The 11,421-nt window shown below is 73.1% G+C and carries 13 protein-coding genes; 4 read left to right on the top strand and 9 right to left on the bottom strand.

The annotated features are described in order from the left end of the window. The first annotated feature begins 2 nt into the window (after nucleotides 1-2). Nucleotides 3-995 (top strand): TIGR03842 family LLM class F420-dependent oxidoreductase, encoded by a 993-nt coding sequence (locus tag O7603_RS02405; protein ID WP_281574025.1) that lies wholly within the window; start codon nucleotides 3-5, stop codon nucleotides 993-995. Here the strand turns inward: O7603_RS02405 and O7603_RS02400 are convergent. Beyond that, nucleotides 992-1,480 carry a hypothetical protein gene (locus tag O7603_RS02400; protein ID WP_281574024.1) on the bottom strand — a complete coding sequence of 163 codons (489 nt, stop codon included), beginning with the start codon at nucleotides 1,478-1,480 and terminating at the stop codon, nucleotides 992-994. The two genes, O7603_RS02405 and O7603_RS02400, sit on opposite strands and share 4 nt — an antisense overlap. A gap of 86 nt (nucleotides 1,481-1,566) precedes the next feature. Between O7603_RS02400 and O7603_RS02395 the strand changes: the two genes are divergently transcribed. Beyond that, nucleotides 1,567-2,124, top strand: coding sequence for a TetR/AcrR family transcriptional regulator (locus O7603_RS02395; RefSeq protein ID WP_281574023.1), 558 nt, complete (start codon nucleotides 1,567-1,569; stop codon nucleotides 2,122-2,124). A gap of 32 nt (nucleotides 2,125-2,156) precedes the next feature. Here O7603_RS02395 and O7603_RS02390 read toward each other — a convergent pair whose 3' ends face one another. Next, the gene (locus O7603_RS02390; protein ID WP_281574022.1) at nucleotides 2,157-2,453 is read right to left on the bottom strand and encodes a MoaD/ThiS family protein; all 297 of its coding nucleotides are present in this window, start codon (nucleotides 2,451-2,453) and stop codon (nucleotides 2,157-2,159) included. Next, nucleotides 2,450-3,565, bottom strand: coding sequence for a sialidase family protein (locus O7603_RS02385; RefSeq protein WP_281574021.1), 1,116 nt, complete (start codon nucleotides 3,563-3,565; stop codon nucleotides 2,450-2,452). Before O7603_RS02385 ends, O7603_RS02390 begins: the two co-directional genes overlap by 4 nt. Before the next feature lie 398 nt (nucleotides 3,566-3,963). On the opposite strand from O7603_RS02385, the gene O7603_RS02380 reads away from it, so the two are divergent. Then, nucleotides 3,964-4,953, top strand: a complete 990-nt coding sequence (locus tag O7603_RS02380; protein ID WP_281574020.1) for an SDR family oxidoreductase — start codon at nucleotides 3,964-3,966, stop codon at nucleotides 4,951-4,953. Nucleotides 4,954-4,971: 18 nt separating this feature from the next. Here the strand turns inward: O7603_RS02380 and O7603_RS02375 are convergent, their stop codons facing one another. Both O7603_RS02375 and O7603_RS02370 read right to left on the bottom strand, forming a co-directional pair. Further along, complete coding sequence (locus tag O7603_RS02375; RefSeq protein ID WP_281574019.1) at nucleotides 4,972-5,874, bottom strand: serine hydrolase; 903 nt, start codon at nucleotides 5,872-5,874, stop codon at nucleotides 4,972-4,974. Between the two features lie 164 nt (nucleotides 5,875-6,038). After that, entirely contained in the window at nucleotides 6,039-6,287 is a 249-nt protein-coding gene (locus O7603_RS02370) for a hypothetical protein (RefSeq protein ID WP_281574018.1), read from the bottom strand. Between the two features lie 66 nt (nucleotides 6,288-6,353). Between O7603_RS02370 and O7603_RS02365 the strand changes: the two genes are divergently transcribed. Beyond that, on the top strand, nucleotides 6,354-6,821 hold the full coding sequence (locus O7603_RS02365) for a dihydrofolate reductase family protein (protein ID WP_281574017.1): 468 nt from the start codon (nucleotides 6,354-6,356) through the stop codon (nucleotides 6,819-6,821). Here O7603_RS02365 and O7603_RS02360 read toward each other — a convergent pair. The 4 genes from O7603_RS02360 to O7603_RS02345 are packed head-to-tail and all read right to left on the bottom strand — an operon-like array spanning nucleotide 6,770 to nucleotide 11,396. Then, nucleotides 6,770-8,419, bottom strand: coding sequence for an aldehyde dehydrogenase (NADP(+)) (locus tag O7603_RS02360; RefSeq protein WP_281574016.1), 1,650 nt, complete (start codon nucleotides 8,417-8,419; stop codon nucleotides 6,770-6,772). The two genes, O7603_RS02365 and O7603_RS02360, sit on opposite strands and share 52 nt — an antisense overlap. Further along, nucleotides 8,412-9,905 carry an NAD(P)/FAD-dependent oxidoreductase gene (locus O7603_RS02355; protein ID WP_281574015.1) on the bottom strand — a complete coding sequence of 498 codons (1,494 nt, stop codon included), beginning with the start codon at nucleotides 9,903-9,905 and terminating at the stop codon, nucleotides 8,412-8,414. Before O7603_RS02355 ends, O7603_RS02360 begins: the two co-directional genes overlap by 8 nt. Beyond that, nucleotides 9,898-10,242 (bottom strand): (2Fe-2S)-binding protein, encoded by a 345-nt coding sequence (locus tag O7603_RS02350; protein ID WP_281574014.1) that lies wholly within the window; start codon nucleotides 10,240-10,242, stop codon nucleotides 9,898-9,900. Before O7603_RS02350 ends, O7603_RS02355 begins: the two co-directional genes overlap by 8 nt. Further along, nucleotides 10,239-11,396, bottom strand: a complete 1,158-nt coding sequence (locus tag O7603_RS02345; RefSeq protein WP_281574013.1) for an FAD-binding oxidoreductase — start codon at nucleotides 11,394-11,396, stop codon at nucleotides 10,239-10,241. The genes O7603_RS02350 and O7603_RS02345 overlap by 4 nt, the downstream gene beginning before the upstream one ends. Nucleotides 11,397-11,421: the final 25 nt, after the last annotated feature.

Raw genomic sequence — 11,421 nt, 5'->3', positions numbered from 1 at the left:
CCGTGGACTTCGGTGTCGTACTGCAGACCGACCCACCCGCGCGCGACGTCGTGGCGGGGCTCGCCGCCGCCGAGGACAACGGGTTCCGCTACGGATGGACGTTCGACTCCTGCGTACTGTGGCAGGAACCGTTCGTCATCTACTCCCAGGTCCTCGCCGCGACCAAACACCTGGTCGTCGGGCCGATGGTGACCAACCCGAGCACCCGCGACTGGTCGGTCACCGCGTCGCTGTTCGCCACCCTCAACGAGATGTTCGGCAACCGCACGGTGTGCGGCATCGGCCGAGGCGACTCGGCCCGGCGCGTCATCGGCCAACCGCCGGCGAGCCTGGCCACCCTCGGAAGCGCCATGCGGGTGATCAAGGAGCTGGCCGAAGGCCGCGAGGTCGAGCACCACGGCACGCCGGTGCGTATCCCGTGGGTGCGGGACGGCAAGCTGGAGATCTGGATGGCCGCCTACGGCCCGAGAGCGCTGCGGCTGGTCGGCGAGCAGGCCGACGGCTTCATCCTGCAGACCGCCGACCCCGACATCGCCCGCTGGACGATCGGCACCGTCCGCGACGCGGCCACCGCCGCCGGCCGGGACCCCGACTCGATCACGATGTGCGTCGCCGCCCCGGCCTACGTGGGCACGAACCTCGCCCACCAACGGGATCAGCTGCGCTGGTTCGGCGGCATGGTCGGCAACCACGTCGCCGACCTGGTCACCCGCTACGGCGACTCCGGCGTGGTGCCGAAGGCGCTGACCGACTACATCAAGGGCCGCGAGGGGTACGACTACGCACACCACGGCCGCGCCGGCAACCCGTCCACCGACTTCGTCCCGGACGGAATCGTCGACCGGTTCTGTCTGCTCGGTCCCGAGTCGGCCCATGTCGACCGGCTACAGGAACTGAAGGAGATCGGGGTGCACAACTTCGCCCTCTACCTGATGCACGACGACAGGGAGAAGACCCTCACCGCGTACGGCAAGAACGTGATCGCGCACGTCTAGGCGCCCTCATCGGGTGCGCGGACCCGTGCCGCGGCCTGGCGAAGCACGCCGGGGACGAGTCGCCGATGGACGGCCGACAACGGGGGCCACAGGGTGTCGCCCACGGGCCGGGCGTAGTGCAGGAAGGTCGCCAGCGACACCCGCTGTTCGGCGGTCCGCACGAGGAGGTTGCCGGTCAGGAACCACGAGGCGGCTTCGAGCCGGATCCAGTCCTCGCCACGATCGCCGATCCGCCATCCGCCCACGGTGGCCGGTGATCTTCCGCCGCTGAGTCGGAGGCCGAGGATGACGCGCCAGATCAGCAGCTCGGCGACGGTCGGGACGTCGCCGAACATCGCTCGCGCCCACTGCTCCGGTGTGGCGTTCACGTCGGTCGAGAGGCTGAACAGGTCGGCGTAGTCGATGGCGGGCAACGAACTCAGCGCGCGGACGGATGCGGGGATGTTCTCGGTCCCCACCGCACCGTCCACCGACCCCACGGTCATCTCTCCCGCCTCCGTTCGCGCATACGATGCCGTATAAGACCAGCCTAGCCGACATATACGGTGGCGTATATAGAAGGTGGGACATCATGGGCGCGATCCGCACGCCGCGCGACAGATGGATCGAGGAGGGGCTGCGGGCGTTGGCCGCCGGCGGCCCGGACGCGGTCCGCGTCGAGGCGCTGGCCAAGAACCTCGGCGTCACGAAGGGCGGGTTCTATGGGACCTTCGCCGACCGTGAGGCGCTGCTGGAGGCGATGCTGGACACCTGGGAGCGGGAGAGCACCGACGAGGTGATCGAACGGGTCGAGCGCGAGGGCGGCGATCCGAGGACCAAGATCCGGCGCGCGGGCATGCTCACCTTCTCCAGCGACCGCCTGCTCCCGATCGACCTCGCGATCCGGGACTGGGCCCGCCGGGACGAGGCGGTCGCCGAACGCCTGCGACGGGTAGACAACCGGCGCATGGGGCTGCTGCGCGAGATCATCGGCACCTTCTGCGCCGACGCCGACGAGGTCGAGGCCCGCAGCCTGCTCGCCTTCTGCGTAGCCATCGGCGAACACTTCCTCGCCGCGGACCACGGCGACCGCACCCGGGCGCAGGTCCTCGCCCGCGCCGCCGACCTGCTGTTCAACCGCCCGACGTAGGCCACCGGTCGCGGACCAGCCCGCTTTCGCGGCTATCCACCGGCCATCGCGCCGAGGATGATGAACGGCTCCTTGCCGGCGATCACCTCCTCGGGCAGGGTCGTGTCGGGTGCGTCGTTGGACAGGTCCTGCTCGCAGGCGTAGAACCGGACGAACGCGCGGCGCGTGCCGGTGTGCCGGTCGCGGATCGTCCCGAGCAACATGGGGTACCGCGCCTCGAGAGTGTCCAGGACCAGGCGCTGCGTCGCCGGCCCGGACACCTCGAGGCGCACCTCGCCGCTGACGTGAGCCAGGGTCTTCAGGTGGGCCGGGAGGACCACCCGGATCACGGCAGCACCTGGACTTCCACGGAGAGCACGGCCGGCAGGTCCCGGACGATCGGCGCCCACGTGTCGCCACCGTCCGCCGAGTGGTAGACCTGGCCGCCGGTGGTGCCGAAGTAGATCCCGCACGGGTCGAGCGTGTCGACCGCCATCGCGTCGCGATACACGTTGACGAAGCAGTCGGACTGCGGCAGACCCTTGGTCAACGGTTCCCAGTCGTCGCCGCCGGTGCGGCTGCGGTAGACGCGCAGCTTGCCCTCCGGCGGGTAGTGCTCGGAGTCGCTCTTGATCGGCACGACGTAGATGGTCTCCGGCTCGTGCGCGTGCACCGCGATCGGGAACCCGAAGTCCGACGGCAGGTCACCGCTGACCTCGCGCCAGTTCGCACCGGCGTCGTCGCTGCGCATGACGTCCCAGTGCTTCTGCATGAACAGCGTGTCGGGCCGGGACGGGTGCTGGGTGATGTGGTGGACGCAGTGGCCGACCTCGGCGTCCTGGTCGGGGATCTCGCCCGAGCGAAGGCCCTTGTTGATCGGCAGCCAGCTGGCGCCGGCGTCGTCGCTGCGGAACGCGCCGGCCGCGGAGATGGCGACGTAGATCCGGTCCTTGTGCACCGGGTCCAGGATGATCGTGTGCAGGCACATGCCACCGGCGCCGGGCTGCCACGTCGGCCCGGTCGGATGGGTGCGGAGTGCGGTGAGTTCCGTCCACTTCAGGCCGCCGTCACTGGACACGTAGAGTGCCGCGTCCTCCGCACCCGCGTACACCGTGTCGGGATCGTCGCGGGACGGCTCGAGGTGCCAGATGCGCTTGAACTCCCACGGCCGCGGGGTGCCGTCGTACCACAGGTGCTCGCCCACGTCGCCGGCGTAGGCGAAGTCGTTGCCGACCGGCGTCCAGCTCTTGCCGCCGTCGTCGGAGCGCTGGATCAACTGCCCGAACCAGCCGCCGGACTGGGACGCGTAGAGCCGGTCGGGGTCGGCCGGCGACCCGGCGAGGTGGAAGATCTCCCAGCCGCCGAAATGCGGACCGTCGACCGTCCAGTCGCCGCGCCTGCCGTCGGACGTCAACGTGAACGCGCCCTTGCGCGTGCCCACCAGCACCCTTACGCCGCTCATGGCCTCATCCTTCCGCTTGTCGACCGTACGTCGAGTCAGACCGTCCGTGGCGCCGAGATTCATCGGTCTCCGACGCCGCAAAATCCCCGAGTACGAATCGGCGACGCCGGACACCCGGGCTGAGGCGTCAATTCAGATGTGGTCGTCCGGCCACCGGACCCGGGGCTCCCCGGGCGTCAGACGAGTGCGCGGGCAGGAGCTTCGGACACTTCGCCGCCACCATGGTGTCCCTGGTGACGGTGCTGGCCCTCGCTGTCGCCCCGGGCGGCCCGGCCCAGCCGACGGTACCCCGCGACCCGGTGACCCGCGCAACCCCTGACCGGACGCGCGGTTCCCGCGCTTCGGGCACCCCTCGACCCGCCGGGACGGGCCGGCGAACCACCGCCTACCGTACAGCGGTGACTGCCTTGAAGGTCCTGTTCATCGGCGGCAGCGGCATCATCAGCTCGGCCTGTGCCCGCGTCGCGGTCGAGCGGGGCGTCGAGCTGACGGTGCTCACTCGCGGAGGCACCACCATCCGGCCCGTGCCGCCGGAGGCGACGGCGCTGCGAGCCGACGTCCGCGACCCCGAATCCGTGCGGGCCGCCCTCGGCGGGCGCGAGTTCGACGCCGTCGTGGACTGGGTCGCGTTCACCCCGGAACACGTGACCACCGACGTCGACCTGTTCCGCGGCAGCGCCGGACAGTACGTCTTCATCAGTTCCGCGTCGGCGTACCAGACTCCGCCCGCCCGGGTGCCGATCGTCGAATCGATGCCGCTGCGCAACCCGTTCTGGCAGTACTCACGAGACAAGATCGCGTGCGAGGACGTCCTGGTCGCGGCCTACCGCGACGAGGGGTTCCCGGCGACGATCGTGCGGCCCTCGCACACGTACGACAAGACGTTGGTCCCGTTCGACGGCGGTTGGACCGTCCTCGGCCGGATGCGGCAGGGCAAGGAGATCGTCGTGCACGGCGACGGCACCTCGCTCTGGACGCTCACCCACCACACGGACTTCGCCCGGGGTTTCGTGCCCCTGCTCGGCGACCCCCGTACGCTCGGCGACGTCTTCCACATCACCTCCGACGAGGCCCTGACGTGGAACCAGGTCGCCGAGACGCTCGCGGCCGCCGCCGGGGTCGAGGCTCGCATCGTCCACGTGCCGTCGGACGCCATCGCGGCGGCCGACCCGCAGTGGGGCGCCGGCCTGCTGGGCGACAAGGCGCACTCGATGGTGTTCGACAACAGCAAGCTGCGCGGCGTCGTGCCGGACTTCGTCGCGACGATCCCGTTCGCCCAGGGCGCTCGGGAGATCGTCGCGTGGCACGACGAGGACCCCTCGCGGCAACAGACCGACGCGCGACTGGACGCGGTCATGGACCATCTGGTCGAGCGTTTTCGTCAATAGGAGCGTGGCCTGACCGGGCTACCGGTCGAGTTGGGCACGGATCAGCTTGGCGATCTTCTCGACGAACGCGATTCCCTGGCTCAGGGTGGTGTGACCGCGGGTCAGCACCGCCACGGTCACGTCGGTGCGGGTGCCCGTGATCCGGCCGACGCTGTTGACCGTCCATCGATCACCCTGGTTGGCGCGGGTCATCCAGCCGTTCTTCAGTTCGATCGATTCGCCCCGACCGGCAGCGGCGCCGACACCCCAGTCCTGGTCATCCACCACGCTGCCCATCAGGTCGAGGACGAGCTGACCCGATTCGCCGAGCGGCCCGGTCGGATCGGAGATCACGTCGAGCAGCTTGATCTGATCGGACGCTGTGGTGGTGGTCCATCCCCACCAGCCGTCGGGGCCGGGCACCGTTTCGGTCAGGCCGAACGTCGTGTCGGCGGCACTCAGGCCGGCCGCCCCGCCGATCTTGGACCACAGCGCGGTGGCGGCGTCATTGTCGCTCTGCCGGATCATGACCTCGGCGAGGTGCTTCTCCTCGGTGGTCAGGGTGCGGCCATCGTGACGCGCCTGCAACAGCAGCGCGGCGAGGATGTCCACCTTCACCACGCTCGCCGTCTCGAACGGCTCATGGGAGCCGAAGGTGTACGCGGCCCCGGTCCGGTGATCGAGCACCGCCACCGCGAAGTCGGGCGCTCCGCCGGGGGCGGCCAGGGCATCGAGAGCGGCGGTCAGGGCAGCCCCGTTCCCGGCGCTTCCGGTGCGCTTCTGCGCCGGTGGCGTGCTCGGCGCAGCCTCGGCCGTCGCCGAGGTCGCGCCCGTGGGCCCGGCGCCCGGGCCCGCCGTGCCGGCGCTGCCGGCCGAGGCCGAGGAAGGGATGGCGGGCCGCCCGAACAGGGCGACGCCGCCGAGGATGGCCAGGAGCACCACCAGGCACAGCGCCAGGCGCCACCGGCCAACACGTCGCGCTGTCATGCCGCGACGCTGCCTCGGTCAGCTGAGAGAAACCTTGGAGCAGGCTCGGAGCGGGTTGCGAAGGGCCCACGTGGTGGCGGGGATCACCGGTACGGCGAGACGATCCGACGCCGGACCGGTCAGGTGTCGGCCGGGGCCGACGCTCCGACCCGGAGGGCGCGAACCTCGGCGTGGCCCTCGGCGACCCGGTCGGGGATGAGCAGGAGGGTGCAGGCGCGCTCGTACCTCGCGCCGAGGCGATGCCAGCCGTCCACCGCCTCGGTGAGCGCGTCGAGGTCGTGGTGGAGGCGGCCCTGTGCCCGCAGGAGGCAGCAGGCTGCCCACACGCCGTGGGGCCGCACCGGGTCGGGGCGAAGTTCCGTGGCCACCACGGATGTCCGGCAGGTCCGCGCCGAGCAGGCTGACGGAAGCACGCAGGCAGAGCGGAGAGAGCGATGGCCAACGGCATCCTGCACGACGCGTACGAACGGTTCCACCGCACCGGGCCGGAGTGGGGCGAGGACCAGCTGACCAACCACGGCCCGATGGCGGTGGAGGTGCTGGTCCGGCGCGGCCACGCCGACGCGGCCTCCCGCTGGAGAAGGCGGACTGGACCAACTCGACCGTGCTGGACGGGTGACCTTCCCGCGGCCGTACGCGAGCTGAAGGCGAAGCCCGGGAACGAGCTCCAGGTCCACAGCAGCCTGGACCTGGTGCGCACGCTCGTGCGCAGCGAACTGGTGGACGTGTTCCGGCTGCTGGTGTTCCCGGTCGTGCTGGGCGCCGGACGGCGACTGTTCGACGACGCCGTCCCGGCCGCGCTGACGCTCGTCGACAGCAAGCAGACCAGCACCGGCGTCATGGTCCAGACCTACCGGGCGGCCGGCCGTCCCACCTTCGGCACGGTCGACGCCCTCGAGTGACGCGTCCGACCGGAAGGCGGATCCCCGTCTCCCGGTCGCGACCGCCCGCCGGGCGGAGCCGCGGACCGCAACGGGGCCGTCGGCACGCCGTCGACCGTCCGGGGCAGCTGGAGCGGGTTGGCGTCCCGCAGCTCCGCCGGGAGCAGCGGGTCCGGGGTGTTCTGGTAGCAGACCGGGCGCAGCCAGCGTTCGATCGCGGTGCTTCCCACCGAGGTCGACCCGCTCGTCGACGCGGGGTAGGGTCCGCCGTGCTGCATGGCGGGGGCAACCGTCACCCCCGTAGGCCAGCCGTCCACGACGACCCGTCCGGCGATCTCGCTCAGCCGGGCGAGCAGCTCCGCCGCCGCGTCGTCGCGCTCGTTCGCGGCCAGGTGGGCGGTCGCCGTAAGGTTGCCCGGCAGGGCGGTGAGCAGCGCGTCCCGCTCGGCCGTCGAGCCGTAGCGGACCAGCACGGTGACGGGCCCGAAGCACTCCTCCAGCAGCTCCCGGTGCGGCCCACCCTCGGCGAGCCGGGACGCCGCGACGGTCAACACGCCAGGTCGCACGGCCAGCGGCGTCGCGTCGTCGCCGGCCTCCCCCGCCGCCAGCGGCGCCGCCACGCCGGGGAGGCCGGCGCGGGAACGGACGCCGTCGAGGAACGCCGCGCGCATGCGGGGGTCGAGCAGCGGCCCGGACGGGACCGCCGCCGTGACGACCGCCTGGAGGACCCCGTCGCCCGCCGGTCCCTCCGGCAGGAGCACGAGGCCCGGTTTGACGCAGAACTGGCCCATGCCCAGGGTGTACGAGGCCGCGAGCCCCGCCGCGATCTCCTGCGTTCTGGTCTCGGCCGCCCGAGCGGTCACGACGACCGGGTTCAGGCTGCCCAACTCACCGTGGAACGGGATCGGCCGGGGCCGGGCGGACGCGATGTCGAACAGCGCCCGGCCGCCGCGCACCGAGCCGGTGAACCCGACCGCCGCGACCAGCGGGTGGCGGACGAGTTCCGGGCCCGCGTCGAAGCCGTGGACCAGGCGGACGACATCCTCGGGCAGCCCGACGTCGACCGCCGCCGCCCGGAGGATCCGGGCACACAGGACGGACGTGGCCGGGTGATCCGGGTGCGCCTTGACCACGACCGGGCATCCCGCGGCGAGGGCGCTGGCGGTGTCACCGCCCGGCACGCTGAAGGCCAGCGGGAAGTTGCTGGCCGCGAAGACCGCGACCACGCCGAGCGGCACCTTGTAGCGCCGCAGGTCGGGTCGGGGCGCGGGCTGCGCCAGCGGGTCGGCGTGGTCGATGATCACGTCCAGGTAGCCGCCGGCGTCCACCACGTCCGCGAAAGCGCGCAGCTGGTAGCAGGTGCGGGCGAGCTCGCCGGTGAGCCGCACCTGGCCGAGCGCGGTCTCGGCGTCGGCGGTCGCGACGATCTCCTCGCCGCTCTTCTCCAGCAGCGCGGCGGCCGCGCGGAGCAGGTCGGCCCGCGCGGCGTGGTCCCGGAGTGCCGCGCCGGCCGTGGCGGCGGCGCGCACCGCCCGGTCCACGTCCTCCGCCGTCGACTCCGCCGCGACGCGTGCGCGCGTCTGTCCGGTACGCGGGTCGATGCTCAGTACGTCACTCACCGGCTCGTCCTCGTTCCTTCGTCGGGTGTTCCGACGCCTCGACGGGCGTCCTGTCATCGGCCAGTTCGGCAAGTTCGGCGAGGGGCACCGGCACGGCGAGGCTGCGGGTGGCCAGCGGGCGCAGGTCCTGCGCCGTGCACCCGCGCCCACTCAACCGGGCCGCGATCCCGGCGGTGGCGAACCCGCACACGCGTCCCTGGCACCAGCCCATCCCCGGCCGCGCCAGCATCTTCAGCGTGCGCGCGTCCTGCGCGCCGAGGTCGTCGTGCGCCCGGCGCAGGGCGCCGTACGAGACCTCCTCGCAGCGGCAGACCAGCGTCGTCTCCGACAGCCACCGCGGCCACTCGGGTGGCACCGGATAGGTCCGGTGCAGGGCGGCGGCGAACCGCCGTCCCCGCGCGACCGCGCCGCGCAGCCGCCTCGTCATGCCCGGATCGACCGGGCGGCCCCGCGCGGCGGCGAGGGCGAGCGCGCTCAGCCGTCCCTCGTGGACGGCCAGGGCCGCGCCGCCGACACCGGTCGCCTCGCCGGCGACGTACAGCCCGTCGACGCTGCTGCGCTGGCGGTCGTCGACGGCCACGACGAGGGATCCGTCGGCGTCCTGCACCGTCTCGGCGCCGAGCATGAGCGGCAGTTCGACCGACGGGGTGAACCCCCAGCCGAGCGCCACGACGTCGGCGGGGATCTCCTCCGCCGGCCCGGCCGGGCGGCCGTCGCGGTCCACGCGGGCGATCCGGACCGCCTCGACCCGGTCCGTGCCGAGGATCTCACGGATCACGGTTCTCGTCCGGTACGGGATGCGGTGCCGGGCCAGCAGCGCCGCGTACCGCAGTGCCTCGACGGACTTGCCCGGCGCGGACATCGCGCCGAGCGGATCGCGCAGCCAGCCGCGCGTGGCGTTGGCCTCGACGACGGCCGCGACGCGGACTCCGGCCCGCGCGAGCCCGGTGGCCACGGGGAGCAGGAACGGGCCGGTGCCGGCGACGACCGCACGCCGCCCGGCGGTCGTGCGATGCCCCTTGAGCAGGGCCTGCGCTCCCCCGGCGGTCAGCACGCCGGGCAGGTCCCAGCCGGGGACGGGCAGCTGCCGGTCGTAGCCGCCGGGGCAGAGGATCAGCGCCCGCGCGCGGAGACCGCGCTCCGCGCCGTCCGGCGGATCCGCCGTGGACACGGTCGCCGTCACGCGAACGGTGAACGAACCGCCGGCGTCCCGGGTGACGAGCCACACCTGGCGGCCGGGGAGGTACCGGATCCGGCCGGCGGCGCGCAGGTTGTCCAGGCGGTGGCGAAGGCTGGTGAAGACCGGCCAGCCGTGGTGGCCGGCGCGATCGCCGGGGCGGGCGTGGCTCTCGTCGTAGTGCCGCCAGTACTGCCCGCCCGGCTGCGCGGCGGTGTCGATCAGGGCGACGTCGAGCCCGGCTTCGGCGGCCTCGACGGCGGCGGCGAGGCCGGCCGGCCCGGCGCCGACGACGGCGACGTCATGCATGCGCCGCACCGCCCGTCGCCCACCCGGCGGCACCGCCCTCGGCGTCCGCACCACCCTCGGCGTCCGCGCCACCCTCGGCGTCCGCACCGCCCTCGGCGGCGTCGCCGAGGATCATGCCGTCGGCGGCGGTGACCAGGCAGGCGCGCTGGTCGGGGAGGCCGTCGACGGTGATGAGGCAGTCGAAGCAGACGCCGATGCCGCAGAACAATCCCCGGGGTCTGCCCTCCTTGCGGGTGGCGCGCCAGTCGAGGATGCCGGCGGCGACCAGTGCCGCGGCGACGCTCTGGCCGGGCTCGGCCGCGACGGCGGCGCCGCGGAAGGTCAGGTGGTGGGTCATGGGGCCGCCTCCTCGGCGGGCGCGAACCGGTCCGGCGCGAACGGTGTGAGGTCCAGGTCGGTCCGCTCCCCCACGAGCGCCTGGGCGATCAGCTTGCCGGTCCCGGCCGACAGCCCGACGCCGGCGCCCTCGTGACCGCAGGCGTGCCACAGGCCGGGCGCGCGGGGGTCGGCACCGATGACCGGCAGGTGATCGGGGCAGTAGGGGCGGAAGCCGAGGTAGGTGCGGATCGCGCGGACGTCCCGGAGCATCGGGAACAGCGCGATCGCCTTGGCCGCGAGCGCGCCGATGGCCGACGCGGACACCGTCCGGTCGAACCCGACGCGTTCGCGGGACGCGCCGATGAGGACCGTGCCGCTGGCGGTGCCCTCGACGACGGGTGAGGTCTGCAGGGCGGCGTCGGAGCTGGCCACGTCTCCGACGTACTCGGCGGCGTACACCTTGTGGCGGATGATCCGGGGTGGCATCGGCTGGGTGACCAGGATGAAGCCGCGCCGGGGCAGCACCGGGACACGCACCCCGGCGAGGCCGGCGAGCGCGCCGGCCCAGGTGCCGGTCGCGTTGAGCACCGCGCCGGCGGGGATGTCTCCGTCGGGGGTCCGTACGCCGGTCACCCGGTCGCCGTCGCGGAGGAAGCCGGTCACCTCGGTGTTCGTGCGTACCCGGGTGCCGCGCTCGCGCGCCAGCCGCAGCAGGTGCGCCGCGACCAGCATCGGCTGGACCTGGGCGTCCTGCGGATAGAAGGCGCCTCCGGCGAGCCGCGGGGACAGGTGGGGCTCGTAGTCGCGCAACTCGGCCCGCGCGACGTCGCAGACCTCGACCCCGCACCGGCGCTGGTGGACGGTGAGCGCGCGCAGCGAGGCGACACTCTGCTCCGACGCCGCGACGACCAGGCCGCCCTTGGGCTCGAACTCCCACCGCTCGGCGTGCGCCGCCAGGTCCTCGCGCCAGATCCGCTGCGAGTAGAGCGCCAGGTCGAGTTCGGGACCGGCCTCCTTGTCGGAGACCAGCAGGTTCCCCTCCCCCGCGCTGGAGGTCCCTCCGGCGATCGCCCCGCGGTCGACGACGAGGACCCGCAGCCCCGCCCGGGCGGCGAAGTAGGCGCTGGCCGCGCCCACCACGCCCGCGCCGACGACCACCAGGTCCACGCTCATGTCACCGCGTCGCTTCGCTCGGCAT

The sequence above is a fragment of the Micromonospora sp. WMMD812 genome, assembly GCF_027497215.1.
In the GTDB taxonomy this organism is placed as follows: Bacteria; Actinomycetota; Actinomycetes; order Mycobacteriales; family Micromonosporaceae; genus Micromonospora.
Note: the sequence above shows the minus strand (reverse complement) of the source record. Positions and strands in the feature narration are given on the sequence as shown.

Coding starts and splice junctions, on each gene's coding strand:
- O7603_RS02400 (WP_281574024.1), bottom strand. CDS start 1,480: ATGACCGTGGGGTCGGTGGACGGTGCGGTGGGGACCGAGAACATCCCC.
- O7603_RS02395 (WP_281574023.1), top strand. CDS start 1,567: ATGGGCGCGATCCGCACGCCGCGCGACAGATGGATCGAGGAGGGGCTG.
- O7603_RS02385 (WP_281574021.1), bottom strand. CDS start 3,565: ATGAGCGGCGTAAGGGTGCTGGTGGGCACGCGCAAGGGCGCGTTCACG.
- O7603_RS02365 (WP_281574017.1), top strand. CDS start 6,354: ATGGCCAACGGCATCCTGCACGACGCGTACGAACGGTTCCACCGCACC.
- O7603_RS02355 (WP_281574015.1), bottom strand. CDS start 9,905: ATGCATGACGTCGCCGTCGTCGGCGCCGGGCCGGCCGGCCTCGCCGCC.
- O7603_RS02350 (WP_281574014.1), bottom strand. CDS start 10,242: ATGACCCACCACCTGACCTTCCGCGGCGCCGCCGTCGCGGCCGAGCCC.
- O7603_RS02345 (WP_281574013.1), bottom strand. CDS start 11,396: ATGAGCGTGGACCTGGTGGTCGTCGGCGCGGGCGTGGTGGGCGCGGCC.